At 69.3% G+C, this 25,699-nt stretch carries 18 protein-coding genes and 4 pseudogenes; 15 read left to right on the top strand and 7 right to left on the bottom strand.

From position 1 onward, the window contains the following. Positions 1-20: 20 nt before the first annotated feature. Both AB0M87_RS14515 and AB0M87_RS14510 read left to right on the top strand, forming a co-directional pair. Positions 21-122: pseudogene (locus AB0M87_RS14515) on the top strand (nucleoside deaminase); the annotation flags it as partial. Between the two features lie 91 nt (positions 123-213). Further along, positions 214-924 (top strand): annotated as a pseudogene (locus tag AB0M87_RS14510) (IS5 family transposase). 123 nt (positions 925-1,047) lie between these two features. On the opposite strand, the gene AB0M87_RS14505 reads toward AB0M87_RS14510, so the two are convergent. The 4 genes and pseudogenes from AB0M87_RS14505 to AB0M87_RS14490 form a co-directional block, all read right to left on the bottom strand. After that, entirely contained in the window at positions 1,048-2,265 is a 1,218-nt protein-coding gene (locus AB0M87_RS14505; protein ID WP_365852551.1) for an MFS transporter, read from the bottom strand. Positions 2,266-2,522: 257 nt separating this feature from the next. After that, positions 2,523-2,704: pseudogene (locus AB0M87_RS14500) on the bottom strand (FCD domain-containing protein); the annotation flags it as partial. Between the two features lie 194 nt (positions 2,705-2,898). Next, positions 2,899-3,858: a YhfZ family protein gene (locus AB0M87_RS14495; RefSeq protein ID WP_365852549.1), complete on the bottom strand. Its 960-nt coding sequence runs from the start codon at positions 3,856-3,858 to the stop codon at positions 2,899-2,901. A gap of 92 nt (positions 3,859-3,950) precedes the next feature. After that, on the bottom strand, positions 3,951-4,799 hold the full coding sequence (locus AB0M87_RS14490) for a hypothetical protein (RefSeq protein ID WP_365852547.1): 849 nt from the start codon (positions 4,797-4,799) through the stop codon (positions 3,951-3,953). A 156-nt stretch (positions 4,800-4,955) separates the two neighbouring features. Between AB0M87_RS14490 and AB0M87_RS14485 the strand changes: the two genes are divergently transcribed. Both AB0M87_RS14485 and AB0M87_RS14480 read left to right on the top strand, forming a co-directional pair. Further along, entirely contained in the window at positions 4,956-6,353 is a 1,398-nt protein-coding gene (locus tag AB0M87_RS14485; protein ID WP_365852545.1) for an FAD-binding oxidoreductase, read from the top strand. A 33-nt stretch (positions 6,354-6,386) separates the two neighbouring features. Continuing rightward, positions 6,387-7,109 (top strand): annotated as a pseudogene (locus AB0M87_RS14480) (FGGY family carbohydrate kinase); the annotation flags it as partial. Positions 7,110-7,182: 73 nt separating this feature from the next. Here the strand turns inward: AB0M87_RS14480 and AB0M87_RS14475 are convergent. Continuing rightward, positions 7,183-8,748 (bottom strand): ABC transporter substrate-binding protein, encoded by a 1,566-nt coding sequence (locus AB0M87_RS14475; protein WP_365852543.1) that lies wholly within the window; start codon positions 8,746-8,748, stop codon positions 7,183-7,185. 488 nt (positions 8,749-9,236) lie between these two features. Here AB0M87_RS14475 and AB0M87_RS14470 point away from each other — a divergent pair, with 488 nt between their 5' ends. From AB0M87_RS14470 to AB0M87_RS14460, 3 genes are read left to right on the top strand one after another with little or no spacing between them, the layout of a single operon-like run. After that, on the top strand, positions 9,237-9,497 hold the full coding sequence (locus AB0M87_RS14470; protein ID WP_365852541.1) for a hypothetical protein: 261 nt from the start codon (positions 9,237-9,239) through the stop codon (positions 9,495-9,497). A gap of 51 nt (positions 9,498-9,548) precedes the next feature. Next, positions 9,549-10,031, top strand: coding sequence for a hypothetical protein (locus tag AB0M87_RS14465; RefSeq protein ID WP_365852539.1), 483 nt, complete (start codon positions 9,549-9,551; stop codon positions 10,029-10,031). A gap of 26 nt (positions 10,032-10,057) precedes the next feature. Next, a complete protein-coding gene (locus tag AB0M87_RS14460; RefSeq protein WP_365852537.1) occupies positions 10,058-10,498 on the top strand; it encodes a hypothetical protein in 441 nt (146 codons plus the stop codon). A 78-nt stretch (positions 10,499-10,576) separates the two neighbouring features. Here the strand turns inward: AB0M87_RS14460 and AB0M87_RS14455 are convergent, their stop codons facing one another. Next, positions 10,577-13,009 carry a glycoside hydrolase family 95 protein gene (locus tag AB0M87_RS14455; protein WP_365852535.1) on the bottom strand — a complete coding sequence of 811 codons (2,433 nt, stop codon included), beginning with the start codon at positions 13,007-13,009 and terminating at the stop codon, positions 10,577-10,579. Between the two features lie 355 nt (positions 13,010-13,364). Then, entirely contained in the window at positions 13,365-15,251 is a 1,887-nt protein-coding gene (locus AB0M87_RS14450; protein ID WP_365852533.1) for a right-handed parallel beta-helix repeat-containing protein, read from the bottom strand. 587 nt (positions 15,252-15,838) lie between these two features. Between AB0M87_RS14450 and AB0M87_RS14445 the strand changes: the two genes are divergently transcribed. The 8 genes from AB0M87_RS14445 to AB0M87_RS14410 all read left to right on the top strand — a co-directional run bounded on the left by AB0M87_RS14445 (position 15,839) and on the right by AB0M87_RS14410 (position 25,698). Next, on the top strand, positions 15,839-17,002 hold the full coding sequence (locus tag AB0M87_RS14445; RefSeq protein WP_365852531.1) for an FCD domain-containing protein: 1,164 nt from the start codon (positions 15,839-15,841) through the stop codon (positions 17,000-17,002). 43 nt (positions 17,003-17,045) lie between these two features. Further along, complete coding sequence (locus AB0M87_RS14440; RefSeq protein WP_365852529.1) at positions 17,046-18,476, top strand: glycoside hydrolase family 28 protein; 1,431 nt, start codon at positions 17,046-17,048, stop codon at positions 18,474-18,476. A gap of 269 nt (positions 18,477-18,745) precedes the next feature. Then, positions 18,746-19,975 (top strand): mandelate racemase/muconate lactonizing enzyme family protein, encoded by a 1,230-nt coding sequence (locus tag AB0M87_RS14435; RefSeq protein ID WP_365852527.1) that lies wholly within the window; start codon positions 18,746-18,748, stop codon positions 19,973-19,975. Beyond that, on the top strand, positions 19,972-20,994 hold the full coding sequence (locus tag AB0M87_RS14430) for a hydroxyacid dehydrogenase (RefSeq protein WP_365852525.1): 1,023 nt from the start codon (positions 19,972-19,974) through the stop codon (positions 20,992-20,994). Before AB0M87_RS14435 ends, AB0M87_RS14430 begins: the two co-directional genes overlap by 4 nt. Before the next feature lie 5 nt (positions 20,995-20,999). After that, positions 21,000-22,001 carry an aldo/keto reductase gene (locus AB0M87_RS14425; protein ID WP_365852523.1) on the top strand — a complete coding sequence of 334 codons (1,002 nt, stop codon included), beginning with the start codon at positions 21,000-21,002 and terminating at the stop codon, positions 21,999-22,001. Beyond that, complete coding sequence (locus AB0M87_RS14420; RefSeq protein WP_365852521.1) at positions 21,998-22,882, top strand: amidohydrolase family protein; 885 nt, start codon at positions 21,998-22,000, stop codon at positions 22,880-22,882. Before AB0M87_RS14425 ends, AB0M87_RS14420 begins: the two co-directional genes overlap by 4 nt. Before the next feature lie 20 nt (positions 22,883-22,902). Further along, positions 22,903-24,348: a hypothetical protein gene (locus AB0M87_RS14415; RefSeq protein WP_365852519.1), complete on the top strand. Its 1,446-nt coding sequence runs from the start codon at positions 22,903-22,905 to the stop codon at positions 24,346-24,348. Positions 24,349-24,423: 75 nt separating this feature from the next. Beyond that, positions 24,424-25,698 carry an ABC transporter substrate-binding protein gene (locus tag AB0M87_RS14410; RefSeq protein ID WP_365852517.1) on the top strand — a complete coding sequence of 425 codons (1,275 nt, stop codon included), beginning with the start codon at positions 24,424-24,426 and terminating at the stop codon, positions 25,696-25,698. Position 25,699 lies beyond the last annotated feature (1 nt).

The following is a 25,699-nucleotide window of genomic DNA, read 5'->3' as shown; positions in this document are numbered from 1 at the left end:
TCGCCTGAGCAACCGCGAAGGCCCGTGAGGCCATGTACACCAGCTGCCAGCCCTGCGGCATGTGCGCAGGCGGCATCACCCGATCCGGACTCGGCCGCGTCGTCTACGCGGTGGTCTCGGACGGTGACAGATCGAATCGGGAGGAGAGGGCGAGGCCGTAGTCGGCGAAGCAAAGGCGTCGGCCGTCGGTCAGGATTATGGGTCCGGCTGGAGATGCATCTGCCGAAGTCCGGTCAACAGGGCCGGCGTTGGGCGAGCCTCCGCAGGGTCATCAACGGAATCCTCCGTCCTGGCCGGACGCCGACGCGGAGGGCCGTATCGACTGGTCCATGGTGAGCGGGGATTCCACTTTCTGTCGGGCTCACCAGCACGCCGCCGGGCCCGGAAGAAAGCACCACGCCTCCCGAAAAAGGATCAAGTCCCCGGCAGCACCGGTCCGACGAGGGGCTCGGAGGCTCCCGGGGCGGCCTGACCTGCAAGATCCACCTCGCCCGGGAAGGCGGGCGCCGCCCGCTCGTATTTCTGATCGCACCGGGCCAGTGGGCGGTGCCCCGCAGCTCATCCCTGTCATGAAACGCGCCCGCGTCGCCCGCATCGGCAGCGGACATCCGCGCACCCGCCCGGACCACCTCGGCGGCGACAAGGCATACTCCTCCCGCCGCAATCGCCGCTATCTGCGCCGACGCCAGATCAAACACACCACCCCCGAACCGAAGTACCAGCGGGCCAACCGCTGACGCCGCGGCAACAAGGGCGGCCGTCCCGTCGGCTTCGACGACAATCTACAAACGCAGGAACGAAGTCGCGCGGACGATCAACGCCCTCAAGAACTTCAGGGCCGTGGCCACGAGATTCGACAAACGCACCTACGTCTTCCACGGCACCGTCACGGCCGCCTCGATCCGACTCTGGCCCCGGACATGACCCACTGCGCAATGCTTTAGCAGCCCAGCATCTTCTGGATGGCCTGAGGTGTCACTCCAAGCTCTCGTGCGATGTCGGCCTGAGACAGGCCATGGTCGATGAGGCCCTGCATCAGAGCACGCCTTAAGGCCGCCCGCCCGCCACCTCCTGGCCCGCCCGATCCGCATGCGCTCCGGCTTCTCGCCGCGCGCCGGGTGCGGAGAGCAGTGCCATGCCGGCTGTGGCCGCCGCGGCGACCGCGAACCCGGCATGGGCTCCCGCCGTGTCCACCGCCCGCCCGGCGAGCGCGGATGCCGCGGCGGCACCGGCGGCAGTCGCCGAGTTGAGCCACGTGAAGGCCTGGGTGAGGACGGCGTCGGGAACAGTCGCCTGTGTCAGCACGGCGGCCAGGATCAGCAGCACCGGCACCGCGAGGCCGGTCACGGCAAGGGCGGCTGCGAGCGGCACCGGGGCGTCCAGGAAGGTCAGCGGGAGACAGGCGACAACGAGACAGACGGCGGCGACGGCGCGCTGCCGCATCGGCGAACCCGGCCACCGGCGCGCACCGTAGGCCCAACCCCCGACCAGATTCGTGCAGTTGGACACCGCGTACAGCAGCGGTGCGGCGTCCGGGGTGCCACGGCCGACGGCGTAGGCGGTCACGGACACCTGCATCGCGCCGAAGAATACGCCCAGGGCGAGGCCGATACCGACGAGCCGGGCGAAGGCGGCGCGGCGCAGGGCCCGTCCCGCGCCGCGGCGTTCGGCGTGGCTGGCGACGGGGGGCGCGGTGCGGCGCTGGGCGGCGAGGGCCAGGCCGCCGCCGACCACGAGGGCGGCGGCGAGGAGGACGCCGAGGCCCGGCCTCCCCGCGGCTCCGAGCACGCTCACCAGGGCGGGCCCCGCCAGGTAGGACAGCCCGTTGGCGAGGGCCTCCAGGGCGAACGCCCTCGGCAGGGCGGCGGCCCGCTCGCCAGACAGGAGGGCGGACCAGCGGGCGGCGGCCAGGGCACTGAGCTGGGGCAGTGTGGCGCCGACGAGGAAGCCGGACACCAGGTCCGGCGCCGCGCCCGTCAGCAGCAGCGCCACCGCCGCGGCATGCGCGAGAAGGATCCAGGGCAGGGTGCGGGTCTGCCCGAACCGGTCGATGAGCCGCCCGAGTTGCGGCCCCGAGATCGCGTCCGCGACGGCGAACCCACCGGTGACCAGGCCCGCAGCACCGTACGACCCGGTGCGCGCGTGCACCAGCCACACGATGCCGAGGGCTGTCATGGCAAGCCCGACGCGTCCGATGACGGCGGCGAGGAAGAAGGAAAAAGCTCCGGAAGTCCGCAGCAGGGTGCGGTAGTTGGCCGAGGGCACGGCACGTCCCTTTCGCCGCCCGGCGGGACGCGCCGCACCGGGTCGTCGGCGTCCGGATGTGCCGACCCGTGGCTGCGCCTGAAGCCGTCCAGTGCTGGCGTGGGGCGGGGACGCGCGTCCCACGCCGGCTCCGTCACCGGGCGAGTGTTTCCGATGGTCTACGACGCTCGTCCGCGTCTACGTCTCCTTCTCTGGCCACGCAGTACGAACACGACGAGCCTAGACGGGAGCAGGCACCCACCGCCAGGGCCGCGAGCTCACGCGCCGGGTGACGGATCCGGTTCCCACTCCAGGAGCCGCACCGTGGCCACCGAGCGGATGTGCCTGCGCATCACAGTCGCAGCGCACTACCCGGTGTGCCGCCCTCGACCGCTTCCAGGATCGCCCGGTGCTGGGCGAGCGACCGCCCGGTCCGGCGCGGCTGGTGCAACGACTCTGTCGGGACTCAAGTCCGGCGGCAGCCGCGGGTAGGACCAGAGGCCGGACCCGCACGACGACAACCACGCGCCGCCCGACAGCGGGTCATTCGCCACGCCCTCCATGACCAGCGGCAACCGCCTCGAAAAGACCGTACTCACAAGCTCGTTGACATCACACGCCGGCCTTGTTCGCCGTGTCGCGCCCTGCGCCAGCTCACACCCGCAGCCGCAGGGGGGCGTCGCCGGGAAAGACCGCCTGGGGTGGGGTCTGCGGCGCGGCGAAGAGGCCGCGGCCCTCGTCCGTGGTGCGGGAGAGCAGGACGCCCGGGATGTTGTCCTGGGTTGCCACCAGGACGGCGGCGGAGATGGCCCGGGCGAGTTCCACCGCGTCAGGGCGGGTGAGGGGGGTGACGGTCAAGCCGGCCGCCTCGAGGGGGATCAGCGAGTCGACGGTATGCCAGATGCCCGCGTCGATCTCGCCGAGGAGAACCGCCCGCGGCACGGACGTGAAGTCGGTCGGCACATGGCGGCCTGTGCCTTGGGGGAACTCGGCATGGGTGAGCCGTTGGTGGTCGTCGGAATCCAGGTCGATACCGATGCGGAGTTCCGTCCCCTCCGGGGCACGCCCCGGTCCGGGGGTACGGGTTACGACGACGAGGCTTCCCGGCGCGTAGTAAGTGCCGCTCCCCAAGGTGAGCGTGCGGTGACCGGCTCCTGCGGCGAGCAAGTCTCTGGCGGCTCCGGCGGACATGAGGGCGATATCCGCCCGGTGAGCCTCGATCGCCCGCAATCGGGGCTCCGCACCGCGCAGGTGACCGGCCGTCGTGTACGCGCCCACCGGGGCGAAGCGCTCCGCCACCGCCGTGGCGACGCGCATCGACTCCGGCGGGGCGTTTGGCGGAAGCAGCAGGTGTACTGGGCTGAGCCGCGCCGCCGACCACAGCAGGGCCGCATCGAGTTCGGTGATGTAGGTGCCCTGGTGTCCGCGAGCGACCAGAGACATCGCCCCCTCATTCCGCAGGTCCTTCAGCGCCTTCTGGACCGTACCGGAGCCGACCCTCAGCGCCTCCTGGTAGTGGACGGTCGTCGGCAGGCGCCCCCCGACCCCCGCTCGGAGTACATCCCGGGCGATGATCTCCCTTGGGGCAGGGCCGAGTCGGGTGGTGGAACTCAAGGTTGCCATGGTCACGCGGTGCTTTCGGACTGTGGGGCGGAAGTGCGGACATGCTGGGTTGCAGCTGAACGGCCCGGCGGGCTGACGCGCGTTCAGGCCAGAAGTGCCCTGGCACGGTCGACCGGATCACCATCATGGACGACCGCGTGCAGGGCCGACAACACGCGCTCGGGCTGCTCCGCCCGGAAGATCCGCCGACCGAACATCACTCCGCCCCCGCCTGCGGCGACGGCGTCGTGTGCCAGGGCGAGCGTGTCAAGAGGGTCGTCGCCGCCCTTCCCGCCGGCCAGCAGGATTGGCGCGTAGCAGCTCTCGGTCACCTCGGCGAACGCTTCCGGCGAGCCGGGCCACAGCGCCTTCACCAGGTCGGCGCCGATGTCAGCGGAGATCCGGCAGTACATGCTCATGACCTTGGCACTGAGGGCGTCCGGGTCGTCACCCTCGAGCGCGGAGCGCGGCTCGATGATCAGGCCGAGACCGAGGCGCTCGCAGTCACGGGCGATACGGGCATTGCGCTCCACCTCGGCACGCTCGAGCCGCGTGTCGCGCTGCCCCAGGTAGAGGTACGTCATGACGGCGTCGACACCGGCGGCGGCGACCGCCTCCAGGTCCGCGAGCTGGGCGAGCACACCCTCCCCACGGCCGTCGGTGCCGGGGGTGTAGGTGCCCCGGGCGTGGTTCTTCCAGTCCAGATGGAGGATCAGCCCCGGCTTGTCGCGCCCGGTGAACGTGTCTTCCAGGAGAGGGACCATCCCGGGCGTCACCATGATGCCGTCGGCGGTAGTCAGCTTGCTGAAAACAGACCGGATCTCCGCCGTGCTGCGCAGCCCGGCGGGCGGCCCGCTCGTCACCGCGTGGGAGGCGGCGACCACGACCGCCCGCCCGCTGGCAGGCCTGACCAGCCGCCCGAGGCGGATCTTCTTACCGGTTCGTGCGTCCATGAAAAAGCTCCAATATGCAGCTTGCAGAGAATTGCATTGTGACCTTAGAATCTCACCACAGCGGCTGTCAATCGAGCCGCTCCGGCGCACCGCCTTCGGCCGCGCCCACCCGGCGCACGTCCCGCCTCCCCGGAACCAGCAAGATCTGGAGCACCAATGACAGACCTCTCCGCCGCGCTTTCCGCCCTGTCGCACGATCTCGGGCCGGATGCGGTTCGTACCGACGAGGCGACCCTCACCGCCTCCAGCCACGACTCCTGGCCGCTCTCCGCCAAGCTCGACAAGATCGGCCGGCACACCCACCGCGCCGACGCCGTCGTTTCGGTCGACTCGGAGGCCGACATACGCGTGGTGCTCGCCGTGGCAGCGGACCACGATGTCCCCGTCACCGTCCGTGCGCTCGCTTCCTCCGTGACCGGCCAGCCGCTTCCGGTGCGCGGCGGCATCGTGCTGGACGTCTCCGCCCTGCCGACCACGTACACCGTGAACACCGAGGACCTCACCGTCGAGGCATCCGCCGGCTACAACGGCGGGCAGCTGGAGGTCGAACTTCAGAAGCGGGGCTGGACGCTCGGCCACTCACCGCAGTCGCTGCACCGTTCCAGTGTCGGCGGCTGGCTCGCCACTCTCGCCACCGGCCAGTTCTCCTCGTACTACGGAGGCATCGAGGATCTCGTCGTCGGCTACACCGTGATCCTCGCGACCGGCGAGACGCTGAAACTGTCTGCAGCGCCCCGCGCCGCGATGGGGCCGGACCTGCGCCAGCTCTTCCTCGGCTCCGAAGGCACGCTCGGCGTCATCACGTCCGTCACGTTGAAGATCTTCCCGGTGCCGCCCGTCCGTCTGCTGGAGACCTATCGACTGCCGTCAGTAGAAGCAGGCGTAGCAGTGATGCGGGCCCAGGCCGCGGCAGGGCTGCGGCCTTTCGTCCTGCGGCTGTACGACACAGCCGAGGCCCGGCACGCGCTCCAGGACGACACGGTCGACTTCCCCGTCATGTTCGCGGGCACCCAGGGGCTCGAAGCTGTTGCCCGAGCGGAGCTCGACGCCCTGAGCTCGATCGTCAGCGAACACGGCGGCGCCGCCACCGGGCCCGGTGGCACGGAGAAGTGGATGGCCAGGCGGTTCGACTTTTCGGGGGTGGAAAATCTGCTCGCCGAGGACGGCGGATACGCGGAAACAGTGGAGGTGGCTCACACCTGGACCGGCATCCTGCCTCTGTACCACGCTCTCACCGAGGCGCTCGCGCCGTTGGCCGACGAGGTCCTCGCTCACTTCTCACACGTCTACACCCAAGGCACCTCCCTCTATCTGATCCTGCGCGGGAAAGCCGAGAACGACGAGGAAGCCGTACGCCGACTGGAGCAAGTGTGGTCGACCGCGATGCGAGTGGCCCTTGCACACGGCGCCGAGCTGTCCCATCACCACGGCGGCGGCCTGGCCAGGTCGCCGTACACCAGGCGTTCCCTCGGCTCTTCGCACCTCCTGCTGCGCCGCTTGAAAAACGCCCTCGATCCGAATGGCGTGCTCAATCCCGGCAAGCTCGGCCTCTGATTCCACCCCGCTCCGAGGAAAGGCACCCGACCCATGTGGTTTCTCGGCATCGACATCGGCACCACCCATATCAAGGTGGCGGGCGTCGACGAGGACGGCACGCCGCTTCCTGCGGGCCGCATCCGCACGCCGACGCTCGATGTCGACGAGCTCGCGTTCCACGACGCCGAGGCGATCTGGCGCGCCACTGCGGAGCTGATCGCCGAGTATGCGAGGACGACGGCCGCGCCGCACGGCGCGCTCGGCGGAGCCGCCGTGGCGTCCTTCGGGCAGGAGGAGTCCGTCGCCGTGGACAACGCCGGCCGGATGCTCTACCCGTCGCTGGCCTGGTGGGAGCGGCGCCCGGTGCGTGCCATCGAGGCGGAAACGGCCCGCTGGCTCGACTCCTTCGAGCAGTACCAGGTCTCCGGGCTGCGTCACCGGCTCGACCAGACTCCTGAGCGCACGGCGCATCTGCGGGTCCGGGAGCCGCAGCTGTGGCGGTCGACGGCCCGCTGGGTGGACTTCTGCACGTTCGTCACCCATCGGATGACGGGCGAATGGGTCTCTGCGACCAGCCAGATCACTCACAGCCAGTGCTTCGAGCTGACCACGCTGGCTCCGCATGCGCCTGTGATGGAGCGGCTCGGGCTCACGCCCTGGCATTTCGCGCCCGCGCTGCCCACCGGTGCGGATGCGGGAGAAATGTTGCCCACGGCTCTGCCGGGAGTGGCCCTCGCCCCCGGCGCGCGGGTCGTCATCGGTGGCCACGACCAGGTCGTCGCCGCCCGTCAGGTGCACTCCATGAGCGGCGCGGAGGTATTCGACTCCATCGGTACATCCGAGTACCTCATGGTCGCCACCGGCACGTTCGCCCCGCGGACGCGCTCGTACGAACTCGGCCTCGACCACGAGCGCGCGTGGCACGGCGACGGCGTTCTGCTCGGCTGCCCGATTCCCTCGGGCAAGGTCGTTCAACTGCTGGCTGAGCTGTTCCACGATGGGGATTTCGACAGGCTGTTCTCCGGTCTCGCCACCGCTGCCTCCGGACGCCTGCCGTCGCTCCAGGTGACAGTCGGATCCACCGGAGAGGCCACCGGTGGAGCCGAGGGGCTGACGGGACGAGCTGGTTGGGCGCGGTGAGCGCGATCGGGCCCATCGAGATGTCCCAGTTGCCCGAGCCGAAGAGCGTGCTGTTCAGTGCGGGGCTGTCCGCCGGCTTCAGTGTGACCTCGGCCCCCAGGCTCTTCCACTCCTTCTGGATCAGTTCGGCGCCCGCGGCCATGCTGGGCCCGTTCTGGGTGCCGTACATCAGGCTCAGCGTGAGCTTCTTGCCATTCTTGGTCCGGATGCCACCGGGGCCCGGCGCCCAGCCGGCGGCGTCCAGGGCGGACTTGGCCGCCGTGAGGTCGTACGGGGGGAGGTTGCCGGTGACCGAGTCTCCGGTGCAGGCTCGTGGCTCTCCGGTGACCAGGCCCTGGGAGGGTTTTCCGGTGCCGTTGGTGACCACCTTGCCCACATCGGACAGGTACAGTGCCTGGACCAGCGCCCGGCGCACCTTCTCGTCCGCTCCGGGGCGGGCCCCGCTCTGGTTGAAGTACAGCTCACCCAGCGGTGCCTGCACGTCGGCGTGGAACAGCTTTTGCGCGGCCAGCCGCTTCTGCTCGGGGCCGGAGACCGCGGCGGCGTTCAGCTCGCCGGACATCAGCAGGTTCGCGGCCGTCGTCTCGTTGGGGATCACCCGGATCGTCACCTTGTCCGGCAGCCCCTGGGCCCCTCGCCCGGAGGGGCCCCAGCTGTAGTCCTTGCGCCGGGTGAGCGTGTAGTGGTCGTTGGCCACGGCCTCGGTCATGGTGAACATGCCGGTGCCGCTCCCCTTGCCGCCCTTGGCCAGCACCGTGCGGTCCTTGAGGCCGTCGCCGCAGGCGATCGGCACGGAACCGACGTTGCGCAGCAGGAACGCGTCGGGGGCACCGCTGGTGAGCGTGACGGTGCGCTGCCCGTTGTCGGCTTCGGCTGTGGTGCCCGGCTGGATCAGCACACCGGCCAGGGGTGACTTGCTCTTCGGGTCACCGATGTAGTCGATGTTCGCGGCCACATCGCTCGCGGTCAGCGGCGAGCCGTCGGAACAGGTGAGGCCGGGCCGCAGCGTGAAGGTCGCCGTCTTGAGCGTCGCCTGCCATTTCTGTGCCAGCCCGGCCTCGGGCTCTCCCTTGTCGCTGAGGTGGATCAGCGGGTCGTACAGGTAGAGGTTGATGCCGACGGCGATCGACATCACCGTCTTCGCCGGGTCGAGGGGGCCCGGGTCGGAGGCGTAGGCCGTGGTGAACGTCTTGCCGTCCGCCAACTTGCCGTCCCCTGCGACGCTCGAGCCGGATCCTCCGCAGCCGCCGGCCAGCAGTGCAGTGGCCGCCACCAGAGGCAGGGCACGTCCGGCGTGTGCCGTGGCGCCTCTCATATCGACTCCCGCCCGTTCATGGTGGGGAACTGCGTCCCTGCGGGCGTTACAGGCGGACGGTTGAGCTCATCCCATGCGGACATGCGGATCCCCACCTCCGAGGCTTCGAACCGGTGACCTCCGCAAGGTAGGACAGGGGTGGGGCCCGCACTTCGTCGTGCACGACAAGTCCGGGCGGCCCGGTTCATCGGTGCCGACGAACGGGTGACAGGCCCTGGCACCGCCGGGCGCAGCCCACGGTGCCGGGTGTCCGCAGCGTGGCGTTGCGGGGGGCTGCTGCTGCCGGTCACCACGCTCGGACGCCATCAGCACCAGACTCTGGTGACCCTCGGCAAGCTGTCGGTCGCCGACGTGGCGGGGCACAGCGTCGGAGTGCGCGCCTGGAGCCAGACCACCGGCGTGTGGGTGCGCGGGTTCCTCACCGAGCAGTACGGCGTCGATCTGGCGTGTCCGAGGCCGCCGCCGCGGAGCACTCGGCCGCTGTCCTCGCCGCGTACGACGCGATGAAGTCGGTGCTTACCGCCAAGGAGGAGGCCGGGGCGGTGCCCCAGCACCCGGTGGGCTTCGAGGCGCTGCGCGGCGCGTGCACCAAGGCGGCCGCCTACGCACTGGAGCAGGACGTGATTCCGCGTGCCGTGGACTACGACGAGCTTGTCGAGCAGTCCTGCGCGGCGCTCGGCGTACCGCCGGCCCGCCTCGGCGGCTGAAGCCGCGGCACGGACAGCCGGACCGAATACAGACATAGGGAGAGACAGGATATGGACAAGCTCACGGTGGTCCTCGGGGACTATCCGCACGCGCAGCCGCTGCTGGACGGCGACACCGAGATCGGCGGGTACCTGGTCGAGCCGGTGGAGGTCAAGCCGGTCATCGGGGCCTACCGCCGGAAGATCCGGGACCTGGAGTTCGACGTGTGCGAACTCGCGCCGGTCTCGTACCTGATGGCGCGCCAGGAAGGTATCGCGCTGACCGCGGTGCCGGTCTTCCTCAACCGGCGCTTCCACCACGGCGATGTGCAGTGCGCCGCGAACTCCGGAATCCGAACACCCGCCGCACTCTCACACACTGGCGACGTTGATCAATTGCTATCCGTGGCCAGAAACCGGCCTGCGCGTAATTCGCACCGGCGCCCATTCTTGGGCGAACGGAACCGCATGTGTAACGCGGAACGCCCTTTCCGACGCAGACCGGAACACGGGCGTCTGCCGATGGCGCTCCGTTATCTCCTAGCCGAGGCGTGACAGGCGCGCCAGATTGGACCCCCACCGTGAACGACCCCGAGCGCGTGCCGCCGCCCATGAACCAGCCGTACGGCGGCTATCCCCCGAGCGGCGGTATGCCGCGCCCCGCCCCCATACGCGACTATGACTACCCGCCGAGCGGTCCAGCGCCCGCGCCTCGCCGGGACCGGCGCCGGGACGGCTCAGGCACGCGTCGCACGGCGTTGTTCATACAGACCCTCGGGGACGTCGCCGCCGTTTTTCTGGGCCTGTGGATTCTGCTCTACCTGCTCGACGCAAACCGGTCGAATCCCTTTGTCGGATTCGTACAGGGCGTGGCCGACTGGCTGGGCTGGTGGGCACAGGACATCTTCACAATGGACGTCGAGAGTTTGCGCGTCCTTCTCAATTATGGCCTTCCCGCAGTCATTTATTTGCTCATCGGCCACGGAATCGCCACGTGGATGCGCCGTGCCTCCGATGCGTAATGAATCGTGAAAGTACGTGAAGGCGGCCCGTCGGTTTCTTCGGCGGGCCGTTTCAAAGCTGGTGTGCCGCTTCCCGGGTCAGCGACCAGTGCGCGCGGTCAAACGGTACCGGGCGCCTCGGCGAGTATCGAAAGACACCACGCACTCCTCGGGGCGGTCGGCACCGGCACCGACGACGTCCATCGGGTGTGGGGTCCGGATGCGCACCGGGTTGCCGAGCAGGGAGCGCACCTCCGCGTGGGTGATCCCGTCCACCGTCCACGCAAGGTCGACCTCGAATCCGCCGCGGGCCAGCAGCCCGCGGAAAGAACCGGCGGGCCATGCTTCGGGAAGCGCAGGCAACAGGTCGATCTCGTCGGCGTGGCTCTGCAGCAGCATCTCGGTGATGCCGGAGATTCCTCCGAAGTTGCCGTCGATCTGGAACGGCGGGTGCAGGTCGAAGAGGTTGGGGGCGGTGCGGGCGGGGGTGAGCAGGTCCGACAGGTGCTTGTAGGCGCGCGCCGGTTCCAGGAGCCTGGCCCACAGGTTGATCTTCCAGGCGAGGGACCAGCCCTGACCTGCCGTTCCGCGCAGTTCCAGGCTCTTCGCCGCGGCCGCGGCGAGTTCCGGAGTCGTGCGGGGGTTGATCTGCGCGCTCGGGAAGACGCCGTACAGGTGGGAGACGTGACGGCTGTGTACCAGAGCGGCCTCCTTCCAGTCCTCCAGCCACTCCTGGATCTGGCCGAGGTATCCGATCTGCGTGGGCGCAAGGCGTTCGCGGATCTCGGTGACCCGTTCGACAAGTCCGGCATCCCGGTCCAGTACCTTCGCGGCCTGCCGGTAGGCGTCGAACAGGTCCCGCAGGAGTTGCATGTCCATGGTGGGACCGGCGCAGATACTGACGCTCTCGCCCTCGTCCTGGTGGTGGGTGACCTCGGGGGACTGCGAGGGGTTGGTGACGAGCCAGCCGGTCTTCGCGTCCACAACCAGCGTGTTGAGGAAGAACTCCACCGCGCCCTTGATCACCGGGTAGTTGCGGCTCAGAGCGCCCTTTTCGCCGGTGAAGCGGTAGTGGTCCCAGAGCATCACGCAGAGCCAGGCGCCGCCGGTCGGCCACATCCCGTACTGTGCGGCGTCCACGGGCGCGGTCCCCCGCCAGCCGTCCGTGTTGTGGTGCAGTACCCAGCCGGGTGCGTCGTACATCGCCTTGGCGGTGCGGGTTCCGGACTCGGCCAGCTCATGGACCATCTGCACGGCGGGGTCCCAGCACTCCGCCAGGTTGGCGGGGCCCGACGGCCAGTAGTTCATCTCGAAGTTGATGTTGACGGTGTACTTGGACTCCCAGGCCGGGTTGAGGCTGTCGTTCCACAGACCCTGGAGGTTGGCGGGTTGGCCCGGCGAGCGGGAGCAGGAAGCCAGCAGGTAGCGGCCGTACTGGAAGTAGAGCGCGGCGAGCTGCGGGTCTTTTCCGTCGGCGAAGAGCGGGATGCGCTGGTCAGTGGGGAGACCGGTCCGCTCCGAGAGACCCAGGTCTATACCGACCCGGGAGAACAGCCTCCGGTAGTCGGCCACGTGCCGGGTTCGCAGCTGTTCGTACTGCCGCCCGGCCGCTGGATCAAGGTGCCGGCGGGCTCTGGCCTTCGGGTCGGCGCCGGCGTCTCGGTAGTTGCGGTAGCTGGTTGCCATGGAGATCAGCAGGGTCACGCTGTCGGCGCCCTCGACGATCAGCGCCCCTTGATCGGTGGAGACCTTGCCGCCCTCCGCTTGCGCGCGGGCAAGTGCGCGGAAGTGAACGGAACCGGGCAGGCCATACCAGTCGCCGCTGACGCCGTCGAGCGCGACGGTGCGGGCGTCCACGGCTGAGTCTGTCGCCCGCTGAGGGGTGGTGAAGCGGGCGGTCAAGCCGATGGCACCCGGGGTGTCGGCGGTCATCCGCACGACGATGACCTGGTCGGGGGTACTGGCGAAAACCTCGCGCACATAGCGTACACCGCCGCGCGTGTAGCTTGTGCGGACGACCGCCTCCTCCAGGTCCAGCTCGCGTTCGTAGTCGGTCACCTCGCCCGTCCCGGTGAAGGTAAGTTCGAGGTCGCCGAGCACCTGGTAGGCGACCTGCTCGGAGGGGGTGCCGATGAACTTGGTGTCGATCAGCCGCTGCGCCTGGTTCCACTTCTCCTCCACCACCAGGCGGCGGATCTCGTCCAGGTGTGCTCCAGCGCCGGGACGGATGTAGTCGTGCGGACCGCCGGCCCACACGCTGTCCTCGTTGAGCTGTAGCCGTTCGGTGTCCGTACCGCCGAAGACCATGGCGCCGATCCGGCCGTTGCCGACCGGCAGTGCCTCCAGCCACTCCGCGGCCGGAGCCTCGTACCACAGGCGCATGGGGTTGGGGCCGTGGACGGAGCCGGCGTCCGGGGGTTCGGCGGTGTCAGCCACGCCCGGTGCGGCCTGCGCGGCTCCCGCGCTCAGGGCGACCGCCGCAGCTGATGCTCCGGCAACGGCTAGGACGTTTCGTCGGGACAACTCGGACATGGGGTGCCTCCATTGTGTTGTGCGGGCAGTAGGCGTGCCGATCCGGCCGCGCGGGCGGCGGGTGCCGTCCGCAGCCGGCCCGGCGGCGGCGCAGCCAGGCCGGCTTCCCGCGCGACCACCGGACCGGTGTCGTCGCGCGTCACTTCGAAGAGAGCCGCCATCGGCAGCGGACCGTTGGAATCGCATGTGCTCCGGCGCCCGGCCGGCGCGGCGCCGCCGCGTGGGTGGTGGTCCCAGGCAGCCCGCGTAGTTCGGCGGCGTGGCATGCCCCCGGGGGGACGGGCCCGTTCGTCCGGACCGTCACCGGTCGCGGCGACCGGGCCCGTACTCCTCGGGGTGTCCGGTCAGCGACCGGTCACTGGGTGTCGCCCTCGGGCAGCGGGTACGGGAAGGACGCGGTGACGCCGATCTTCTCGTACTCCATCTTCGATGTGTCGAAGCCGTCTTCCCAGTTGGCGTTCTTGACGTCGTTGCACTGATAGCTCTGGTACTTCTGGTCGGTGACCTTGCCGACTTCGATGTTCTCGAAGCTGAAGCCACAACCGCCGGCGTCCATGTGCACGCCGCGGGTACCGCTGTCCGGCATGGAACTGTCCGGGATCACGTCACCGATGACGACCTGGCGCACATGGTTGTCGATCGTGTGCGGCTCGAAGTTGCTGACGCCGTAGGCGTAAAAGGCGCCCATGTCGCCGCTGTCCAGGCCGGTTTCGTCGATGCGCAGGTATTCGAAGGTGTTGTCATGGGCGTAGTCGTCCTCGGGCGCGACCTCGGGCCGCACTTCGAGGCTCACGCCGTAGCGCGCGCTGTGCTTGATGTGGCTGTGACTGATCGTGTTGTGACCGGTGTTCTGGAGCTCGATACCGGAGGCATCGCCTGGCACCAGTTCGCCGTAGTGGGTGATGTAGTTGTTGGTCAGCAGGTGGCCGTTGGAGGTGTTGCCCTCGCCCGGATACGGCCCCTCTACCTTGATCCCGTCGCCGCCGATGTTCTCCAGCAGGCTGTCCCGGACCGTCAGTCCGTCGTTCGCGAAGAGGGCGTACACCGCGTGGTACCCGGTGTCGGATATGTGCAGCCGGGACAGAGTGATGTCCTTGCTGTTGGTCACGGTGACGGCGCCGAAGCGGTTGCGAGGCAGCTCGATCTGCCGGTCGTACTCCGGATACTTGTGCGGTTCACCCGAGTCACCGTCGCTGATCCAGCCGTAGCGGTACCAGTCGACGAAGTCGGTGTACTGGAGGGAGAGCCCGTCGAGGGAGATGTTCTGCACGCGCCGGTCGGGGTCCGGCCCGGCCAGATTGAACAGGGTCTTCACGGTGGGCCGCAGCACGGTGACGTCATTGATGTCGCCGCGCGGCTTGTAGTAGACCTGTCCCTTCTTGAAGTCCATGTAGTACTCGCCCGCCTGGTCGAGAAAGTCCAGCGAGTTCTGCAGGAAGTAGCGTGAGCCGCCGCGGGAGTTCATGAGTGCGTAGCGGGTCCAGTACTTCAGCGTCATCTGGTTCTTCGCCGGGTTCCAGTCATGGATCGGAACGGTGTCGGTGAACCAGCTCCAGCTACCGCCCGACCAGACGACCGCTTGGGCGTTGCTGAGGTCCCAGCTCGCGTTCCAGTCACCGGGTTTGGAGTACAGCCACTGATGGACAGCCTCCTTCTCCGGCTCCTTGAGCACGGAGGTCATGTAAGGAGCCCACTCGTCGTCGGACCTGCGGTTGGGGTAGCGGGCCGTGGTGGCACGCTTGCCGTCCTCGAAGAGGGTGTAGAAGGGTTTGTCGGTACCGACGTCGGCACGGTAGATGCCGTCCTTGTACTCCTTCCATCCGGTGACCGGAGCAGCGCCCATCACGCGGGCCTTGCCGGCGCCGTCGTAGGAGCGGTACACGACCCGGTGGCCATCGACGCCCGAGTCGCGGTCGTCGAAGTCGATGGTCTTGGAGACCGGGTAGTCGCCCGCGCGCAGGTTGACGTTGATGTCGCAGTGCATCCGGCCGGAGCGGTTGAGACCCTTGTCGCGGATGTGGTCGCGGGCTTCTGCAATGGTCTTGAAGGGGCGGCTCTTTGTGCCGTCGGCCTTGTCGCTCCCGTCGGGCGCGACGAAGAGATCGGTGGCCTTGCAGTCGGCCGGCTTCGCATTCGCGCTCGCGTGCGGGACATTCAGCGTCGCCCCGCTGACCAGCAGGGCGCCGGCCGCAAGCAGCAGCGGAAGTCTTGACCTTCGACTTACGAGGGTGTTGATGGGCATGAAGCCTCCTTGCCACGTGCGTTCTGTGGCTTTGTCGTTCGGCCCTGGACGGGTGGACGCCAGGTGCGGGCACAGGTCGTGCCGCACCCGGGCGTGCTCCTGTACGCGGTGACGAGGTCTGATCACGTCACCGCGGCTTCACGTTCGGCCTGTCGTCGCTCGCGGTCACCGGGCAGCAGGAACGCTCCGCCGGGCCATACGTACGTGATGGGCGCAGGAATGGATTCGGCCGGGCATGCGCGGGCACGGTGTGCCGTCGCGTGGGCCGTCATGACGGGGGGCAGCTGCCCCCTTCGGTGGATTCCAGGTGTCCTGGGCCGGGCTGGGGATGGTGTTCAGAGCGGACGGACAACGTGGCGCCGGCTCTTCCGGGCCCCACCTCGCCGGTCCTTCGTTCACGCAGCGTTTCCTCCTCGGCGGGCATCGCGGCGCACGATCTAGTGGGTCACTGATCGAGCACGATAAGTAAGATGTTCGGGCCCAGGCTCCGTCAATACACCGGCACGAACAATAAGTTGATGTGTGCGGGACGGCGTTACTGCGGCCTTCCGAGTCATAAATCCACGCAACTACGGAGTGGCGATGCCATGACAGTTCCCGATCCGCAGGCGTTTCCCCAGCTCAGCGAGGAGGACCGGGCGGCCCTGTCCGACTACTCACGTCAGCCACCCGGGACACTGCGGCTGCGCAGCAGCATCGTCCTGGCCTGCGCCGAAGGGCTGACCAACGTGGAGGTGTCCCAGCGGCTCCAGGTCAGTCCCGCCACCGTGGCCAAGTGGCGGGCCCGCTACCTGCGTCGGGGCATGCCCGGGCTGAGCGACGCACCCCGCTCGGGCCGACCGCGCAGCGTCACCAGGCGGGAGGCGGAGGCGCGCATCGCCGCTGTGCTCGCGCAGGCCGATAACGGCTCGCCGGTGCCCTCCACCCGCTCCCTGTCGGACACGCTGGGCCTGTCCCAGTCGACAGTGGCCCGCATCTGGCGCGAACAGGCCGCCGAGCTGCCCGAGCCGACACGGCCGCGGAACGCCGGGCCCAGCCCGGGGGCCGAGCCGGACGGGGACGGACCGGCGCCGGTCCCGGCTCGCATGCCGCGCCAGCTGCTCTCCGACCACGTGTACACGCTGCTGCGCGACTGGATCGTCAGTGGTGAACTCGTGCCGGGTCAGCGCCTGGTGGAGTCGGAGATCGCCCGCCGGGTCGGAACCAGCCAGGCCCCGCCCCGTGAGGCGATCAGGCGGCTGGCGTACGAGGGTCTGGTGATCTCCCAGCCGCACCGGGGCTCGCGCGTCGCGCGGATCTCCGAGCAGCAGGCCCAGGACGTACGGGACATCCGGGTCATGTTCGAGGAGTATGTGGCCCGCCGAACCGTCGGCCGTCTGGACGCCGAGCACACGCGGCTGCTGACCGACGACGTGACGCAATTGCGCCGATCTGTGGACAAGGATGATATTGCAGCCTTCCGCAGCGCCGACATGTCCTTTCACCGCCACGTGTGCGAGGCTTCCGGCAACGACGCGCTGATCCGCCTGTGGCGCATGATCGAGTCCAGTCTGTGGGATCTCCATGTGCTGGGCGACCCCCGCTATGTCGGCGGCTGGGGCGCGTTGGCCGAGCACCACGCGGAGCTCTTGGACGTCCTGCGCTCCGGCGACCCCGATGTCGCCGGGCCGATGTTCGCCGCCCATGCAGCGGGCGAGGTGGACCGCTACCTCCCCGATCCGGCCGAACCCGGCGGCCCTTCCGGGCAGTAGAGCGACCGCGGACCACCAGCCCATCTCACCGAAGGACACATCCGTGAGTGATCCGACACGCAGAAGACTCCTCCGCTTCGGAGCCATGGCCGCCGCCGCGGTCCCGCTGGCCCACGCCACGGGGGCGGCGGCCGCCGGCCGGCCGGGCCCCCGCTTCCCCGACGTCTGGATTCCCGTCACCGCCCACGGCGCCGTGGGCGACGGCGTCACCGACTGCACCGCCGCGATCCGCTCGGCCCTACGCGCCTGCCACGAGGCCGGTGGCGGACACGTGCTGATACCCGCCGGCCGCTGGGTGACCGGCGCGATCCACCTGCTCAGCGGTGTCGACCTGCATGTCGCCGAGGGAGCGACGGTGCACTTCAGCACCGATCCGGCCGCCTACCTGCCGGTTGTGCGGACGCGCTGGCAGGGCATCGAGGTACACAACTACTCGCCCCTGGTCTACGCCTACGGCCAGCACGACATCGCCGTGACCGGCCGGGGGGTCCTCGACGCACAGAGCGACCACGCGCACTGGTGGCCCTGGAAGGGCTCCGGACAGTACGGATGGCAGACGGGCATGCCCAACGAGCGTGCGGACTGGGCGACTCTGGAGCAGTGGGGCGCACAGGGAGTTCCGGTGACCGAGCGCGTCCTGGGCGAGGGGCACTTTCTGCGCCCCAGTTTCATCCAGCCCTATGCGTGCAGCAATGTCCTGATCGAGGGCGTCACACTGCGCAACTCCCCGTTCTGGAACATCCATCCGGTGCTGAGCCGGAACATCGCCGTCCGTGACGTCCGCGTGGAGTGCCAGGGCCCCAACAGCGACGGCTGCGATCCCGACTCGTGCGAGAACGTGATGATCGAGCGGGTCACCTTCGCCACGCACGACGACTGCATCGCCATCAAGTCCGGCCGTGACCAGGACGGCAGGCGTGTCGGGGTCCCCTCGCGACACATCCGTATCCAGGACTGCGTGTACCTCAGCGGCGGGGCCGCGGTGGCGATCGGTAGCGAGATGAGCGGCGGGGTATCGGACGTGGTCGCGCGGCGGCTCAGCCTGCCGTTCAACCCGGATCTGGACGAGGCGTCCGTCGCCTCGGTCCTGGCCGTCAAGTCGACGCCCACCCGAGGCGGGTACGTGCGGAACGTCCGGGTCACCGACGTCGACGCGCCCGCCTGGACTTACGTACCCTTCGAGGTCACCTTCCAGTACGCCGGGGACACCGGCGGGGCGCTGCCCGCGGAGGTGTCGCGCCTGTCTGTGGCCCGCTGGTCGGTGGGCGGTCGCTGCGAGTACCCGGTGCGTGTCCGCGCCCGTCCCGAAGCGCCGGTCAGCGATGTCCGGCTCGACCGGCTGACCTTCGGCGACGCCGCGCAGGGCATGGTGCTCCAGTCCGTCACAGACCTGTCGATGCACCGCGTGACGGTCAACGGCCGCCTCCTGGAAGGTCCCGTGCGAAGTCGGCCTATCAGGTCATCACTTGTATGATACGTTACGACTGTTGAGGGGGCGGTGCAGGGCCTCCCCCCGGCCGTGCACCGCCATTTCCCTGCTCGAAGGACACACACCCCGAAACATCAGCAAGGTGCGGTCATCGAGCGCGGGCCACGTGCCCAGGCACACTCCCCCACGGTCCGCGCCCGAGCTTCCGGACTACGAGTCACCGGCCCGGAGCGCATCAGCCACCACCGTGGTGTCCCGGAGGCGAAGGTGCCTCCGCCCAGGGGACGGCGAACGAGCACACAGAGGGGGAGCAGATGAAGATCACCGGATACCGGACCCTCCGGACCGTCCACAACTGGGGCCGTCCGGTCGGGGACGCGAACGGCTTCGTCGCGGGTGGTGTCACCGAAGTCCCGGTCGTGTTGGTCGAGACCGACGGCGGCCTCACCGGGGTGGGTCTCGGCGCCCACGCCGAGGCGCAACGAATCTTCCCCGCCATCGAGGGCCAGGATCCGCGCGCCGTCACCGCCCTCTACGACCGGATGCTGGCCCAGACGTTCAAGAGCGGCCACGGCGGCGCCGCCTTCGGGACCATCGGCGCCTTCGATATGGCGCTGTGGGACCTCAAGGCGAAGATGGCCGACGAACCGCTGTGGCGCACACTCGGCGCTGCCGACCGTTTCGTTCCCGGCTACGCCTCCGGCCTGGACATCGCCCTCTGCGACGAAGAGTTGGCTGCGCTGTACGCCGGCTGGGCCGAACGCGGCTTCACGGGCGCCAAGATCAAGGGCGGTCTCGACACGGACCGCGACATCCTGCGGCTCAGCGCGGTGGCTGAGGTGCTGCGCGCCAACACCCGTTCTCCCGCCCTGATGCTCGACGTCAACGAGACCTGGGGCAGGCACCAGGCGGTACGGCTGCTGGCCCGCATCGAGGACCGCGTCGATCTCACCTGGATCGAGGAACCGGTACGCCGGTGGGACGTGGCAGGGAACCGGGCCGTGAGCCGTGCCGCGCGCACCGCCGTCGCCACCGGCGAGAACCTGACCGGGCTGGAACAATTCCGTCCCCTGCTGGCCGGAGACGCCGTGCAGGTGGTGCAGACCGGAAGCGTCTGGGGCATCACGCACTTCCTGCGGGTCGCCACCCTCGCTCACGGACACGACCTGCCGGTCAGCCCGGTCGGCTACGAGGCCAACCCGCTGGCACACGCTGCCGCCGCGGCCCCCAACCATCTTGTCACCGAAGTGCAGGACACCTCAGCCCCGGTGGGACTCACCGTGGACCAGGTGATCGCCGACGGCGGCATCGTACTCGGCGATGCCCTGGGCCTCGGCATCACGGTGGACGAAGCAGCCGTCGCGCGACTGAACGAGACCGCCGGTTGGGCCCAGCCCGACGGACCCCATGTACGTCCGTCCGTCGCTGGTCTGCGTCTTGTGGCCGAGCCCGGCCTCGACGGCCGGGCTGCCGGCGACCGTGTCCGAGCCACCGTCGAACGCCTTCCCCGCGACGGTCACACCGAGAGGGGGATTGCCCCGTGACGCGGCCCCGCGCCGTCTTCGCCATGAACCCGCCGGGCCTGACCCGCGCCCTCTTCGACGAAGACGCTCTCACCCGCATGCGCAATGCCGCCGATATCGACACCGACCTCGTCCTCACGGAGCTGGAATCCCCGCAGTCGCGGGACGCGCTGGCCGGGGCGGAAATTCTCGTCGCGGGCTGGGACGCGCCCGTCGTCCGGGCGGCCCATCTGCCGTATGTCTCCCGGCTGCGAGCCGTGGTCTACGCGGGCGGGGTCGCCGCGACTTGCCTGGAGGAGCCCGAATTCTTCGCCGTCCGCGGCGTGGTCGCGGCCAACGCCCGCGTCGCCAACTCCGGGCCCGTGGCAGAGTACACGCTCGCCGTGATCCTCCTGGCCGGCAAACGGGTACTCCCCGCCGCGCGGGAGTTTCGGCGGGCCAGGAACCTTCCGGACCACTTTGCCGCACCCCCGACAGGCGGGAACTACCGGCAGACCGTAGGCATCGTCGGAGCCTCCACCGTGGGCCGCGCGGTGCTCGCCCTGCTCCGCCCCTTCGACCTGGACGTGCTCCTGTATGACCCCACGCTCACGACGGAAGAGGCCATCTCCCTCGATGCGCGGCCGGTGACGCTCGACGAACTCATGAGGAGCAGTCAGGTGATCTCCCTGCACCAGCCGCTGACCCCCGAAACGCGAGGTCAGATAGACGCACGGCGGCTCGCCCTTATGCGCGACGGAGCGACGCTGGTGAACACCGCGCGGGGAGCCGTAGTCGACCAGGACGCCCTGACGGCAGAGCTGCGCACCGGCCGGATAGACGCCGTGCTCGACGTCACCGATCCGGAGCCGCCAACCGCCGACAGCGAGCTGTGGACACTGGACAACGTCGTTCTCACCCCCCACATGGCGGGCTCCATGGGCGGTGAGCTGCACCGCATCGGCGATTCCGTCGCCGACGAGGTGGAACGGTTCGCCGCAGGCCTCCCATTCGCCCACCCGGAGGACCTCGCGGCCTCCGGGCGCGCCAGGGTTCGGTGAGAAGGATGCGTACCCGTACCTGCGCCCGCAGCCTCGCACTGACCGAACTCGGCCTGGGAGCAGCCCAGTTGGGCAACCTCGCCCGGACGACCAGCGACGAGGACGCCCAAGGCGCCGTCGACGCGGCCTGGGAGAGCGGCGTCCGCTATTTCGACACAGCCCCGCACTACGGGCTCGGACTGTCCGAACGCCGCCTCGGTGCAGCGCTCGCACAGCGCCCCCGGGCCGAATACACCGTCTCCACCAAAGTGGGCCGACTGCTGGTGCCGAGCCCGCAGACCGCACACCAACTGGACGACGGCGGTTTCGCGGTGCCTGCGGCCTTCCGTCGCAGCTGGGACTTCAGCCGGGACGGGATCCTGCGGTCCCTGGAGGGCAGTCTGGAGCGTCTCAACCTCGACCACGTCGACATCGTCTATCTCCACGACCCCGACCACCACTGGCAGGAGGCGTCCACGACCGGCGTCGACACCCTCACCGAACTGCGTGACCAAGGCGTGGTGACGGCGGTCGGCGTCGGCATGAACCAGGCCGCCATGCTCACCGAGTTCGTCCGGCGCTGCGATGTCGACGTCGTCATGGTGGCCGGTCGTCACACCCTGCTCGACCACGCGGCCCAGGACGAGTTGCTGCCGCTTGCGCAGGTACGCGGCGTGGGCGTCGTCGCCGCCGCCGTCTACAACTCCGGGCTGCTTTCGGCCCCCCGCCCACCACTCCACGCCACCTACGACTACCAGCCGGCCTCTCGTGAACTGCTCACCCAGGCGGCCGTGATAGCCGACGTCTGCGAAGACCACGGCTGCAGCCTGCCGGAGGCCTCCATCGCCTACCCCCTGCTTCACCCCGCGGTCATCTCCGTGGTGCTCGGCGCGCGGGACGCCGGCCAGTCCCGTACCAACGCCGACCGGCTGGCGGCCTCCGTCCCCGACGCTCTCTGGGACGAACTGACCCGCCTCGGTCTGTTGCCCGACGGGTACGCTGCGCAGGCGGCGGGAGGACGGTCATGACCGTCATTGACGCCCACCAGCACGTCTGGGACCCCATCCGCGCTCCGTACGACTGGCTCGGCCCTGCCATGGCACCGATCGACCGGGCGATGGGGTTCGCAGACGCGCGGCCCGCGCTGCGGGCAGCCGGCGTCACGGCTACGGTACTCGTGCAGGCCGCCGACAACGACGCCGACACCGACCACATGCTGGCCACCGCGGCGACGCACCCCGAAGTGGTGGCCGTCGTCGCCTGGGTTCCGCTGGACGCCCCCGGCCGGGCCCGCACCCGCCTCGCGGCGCTGCGCCGGGACCCCCACGTGGTGGGCGTACGCGCCCTGGTCCACGAGGATCCCGACCCGGACCGGATACTCCGCCCGGACGTCGGCCAGGGACTAGCGCTGCTCGCCGAAGCGGGTATGACGTTCGACTACGTCACCTCGTCGCCCGCGGCCCTGGCCCATGTGCCGGAGCTGGCCGCCCGTCATCCCGAGCTGCGTCTGGTCATCGACCACCTCGGCAAGCCTCCGGTGGGCGGCGGCGCCGCGGAGCGTGCCGCATGGCGACGGCTGATCGCCGCTGCCGCGCGCCACCCCGGCGTCCACGCCAAGGTCTCCGGCCTCTACTCCAGCTCCGGGCCCCTCGGCGCGTGGACGGCGGAACAGGTGCGCCCGTTCGTCGAGGACGCGCTGGAACTCTTCGGTCCCCGCCGTCTGATGTACGGCGGCGACTGGCCCGTCTCACTGCTGGCCGGCGGCTACGAGCGCACCTGGGAGGCGTGCCGGAAACTACTCGCCCCGCTGGACCCCGACGACCGCGCGGCAGTGCTGGGCGGCACGGCCGCCCGCTTCTACCGCATCAATGCCGGTCTGCTGGATGCCGCACGCGACTCGGCCGTGTAAACCACCCCGGAGGGAACGCCATGGAACACCGCACGACCAGGCCGGACACGGCCGCACTCGCCGGCTGGCTGCACACCTGGGTGACGGACGAAGGGGCGATCAACGGCTTCCACAACCACAGTGTGTGGGGCACAAACCCCTTCACCTTCCTGGATTTCACCTGCGGACACAGCACTTTCGCGGGCCCGGCCGTCGGCGCCTTCGGGCAGGCCGTGGCCGAGCAGCCCGACGAGCGCGGCATCGAGCTGCTGCGGCGTTTGCTGCGCTACCAGTCCGTCGAGCTGCAGCCCGACGGCCAGTACCAGCACATCGGCTTCCAGGTCGGCGAGTCGGCCACCACCGGCCTCATCCACAACGCTGTCGGCAGCCTCGGCATGCTGCTCGCCCTGAAGCACGCCCGCCATCTGCTGCCCGCCGTCGAGGTGAGCGCCGCGCTGGCAGCCGTCCGCCACAATCTCGACGCGTGCGAGATGTACGGGGGCGGGCGGGCCGGCGAAGACGGTACCTGCAACCAGGAGTACGCCCGGGTCTGGGTCAAGCAGCTCTACACGGAGCTCTCCGACGACAAGACCTACGCGGACCAGATACCCGAGGACCTCGACACCCTGGTCCGGCTCTTCCACCGCCGCGGCGTGCCCGACGCGGACAGTGCCGGCACGTTCCGCACCGTACGGGACCGCGCCGAGGGCGGCATTCTGGAACCGGCCGAGTACTACGGCCTCATGATCGTCCCTCTGGTGCTCGGCTACCGCGCTCAGGGCGACCCGGAGCTGCTGGCCGAGGCGAAGCGCCTGTGTCGGCATGTGGCCCGCTCCGCCTGGACCGACACCACCGGCGCCACCCGTTACCACCGCTACTGGTACGTCCAGGGCGACCGTCTCCTGAAAACCGACACGCCCATGCTGATCGCGGGCATGGGGCTGACTCTGTACGGCATCCACGAGGTGCTGGCCGAGGGACCGGACCCCGAACTGGAAGCGTTCACCGAGGCGTGCCTGGCGACCTATGCCGGCTACCAGACGCCCGGCGGCTACTTCGCCTCCGCGAGCGGCTGGCACAACGAGGCCGATATCGCCCCCAGCACCGCCTGGCACGCCCACGATCTGATGTTCCTATTGGCCAGGCTCGGTCCGGGTGAAGGTTTCTGGGACAAGGTACTCGCACCCAGGGACCGGCAGTCGGTGCTGGTCAGCGACCGCGCGTTCTGGGCCGAGTCCGGTGTCCACTGGTGCGTGCGCTCCCCGCTGACCGCGGGCGACCTGCACATCTACGGCCGCAAGGACAAAGGCACCTTCACCCGGGAGTTCTTCGCCTGGACCGACCGCGAGCCGCTGCCCGAGGACCTGCGTTACCCGGGTGTACCCGAATTCTTCGTCGCCAACGACGGCATCTACCGCGTCGACGGCGACGAGGCCCCCACGGACATCACGGCCGTCGGCCCCCTGCCCTACCGGGGGCGGCTGTGACGCCCGACCCCAATGACCACCCCTCACCGTCCAGTGGATGTTGATCCCCAGCTTTCCCTACCGAGGAAAAGAGAGATGACAATGATGTCTGCCAACCGAGGGAGCAAGGCGCGCGGCGTCGTCGTTGCCGCCGTGGTTCCGCTGATGCTCCTCACAGCCTGCTCGTCCGGCACCGGCGCGTCCGGCAGCAAGGACGGCGAGATCCGGATGATGGTCAATCTGACCGACAACCTCGATCAGTCCTACTGGGAGAAGCTGGTCAAGCCGTTCGAGGACAAGACCGGTCTGAAGGTGAAGATCGAGGGTCCGACCGGCAAGTCCGTCGCCGAGTCCTTCCCTCAGCAACTGGCCGCGGGGACCGCTCCCGACGTCATCCAGTCCATCTTTCCGGACGACGACACGGCGCCGGAGCTGGTCGACCTCAGCGGTGAGGACTGGGCCAAGAACACCCCGATGTTCGACGAGTACGCCATCGGTGACGCGCACTACGCGGTCGGCGTCGGCACGCAGCCGCAGTCACTCGTCTACTACAACAAGTCCGCGTTCAAGAAGGCCGGCATCACCGCGACTCCCACGACCTGGAAGGAGCTGACCGACGACCTGGGCGAGCTGAAGAAGGCCGGCTACACACCGATGCAGACCGCCGGCGACTACCAGACCGGCCTCCAGCTCCAGCAGATCTACCACCCGACGCTCAACCAGCTCCACCCGAAGTGGCAGAGCGCCGTCAAGGACGAGAAGCTCACCGTCGGCGAGACGTACAAGCCGGCATTCCAGATGTACGCGGACTGGATCGACGCCCATTACATAGCCAAGAGCGACGTCGGCCTCAACCCCTCGCAGGCGGACGGCAACTTCGTCGCCGGCAAGGCAGGTCTCTACACCAACGGCAGCTGGTTCGCCGCCACTCTGGCCAAGGCCGGGACGCTGCCCTTCGATGTGGGCGTGTTCTCCCCGCCGGCCGCCGACGGCAAGAGCTATCCCGGTCCGCAGGGCGCCACCATGGCCAACCCGTACATGGTGCACAAGGGCGCGGCGGACGAGGACGGCGCCAAGCAGCTGGTCGAGTTCCTGGTCACCGACCCGGCGGCCATCAAGGCGCAGCTCGGCTCCGACGGGGTGTTCCGCAAGGACTCCGACGTCAAGCAGACCGGTGTCGGCTCCCAGATCCAGGCCATTCTGGACGATGCTCCGGCGCTGGTCGCCGTCGGCGAGGGCCAGGGCAACGTCCGGCTGCCCGTGACCGGCTTCAACCCCAAGTTCACGGAGGTCGCGCAGAGCCTCTACACGGGAGCGAGCCCGGCCGACGCGGCCAAGGCCATCGACCAGTGGGTCGACGAGAACCGCTGAC

It is taken from the genome of Streptomyces sp. NPDC051320 (assembly GCF_040682175.1).
Lineage (GTDB): Bacteria > Actinomycetota > Actinomycetes > Streptomycetales > Streptomycetaceae > Streptomyces.
The sequence above is the reverse complement of the archived record's forward strand: the minus strand, read 5'-3'. Positions and strand labels throughout refer to the sequence as shown.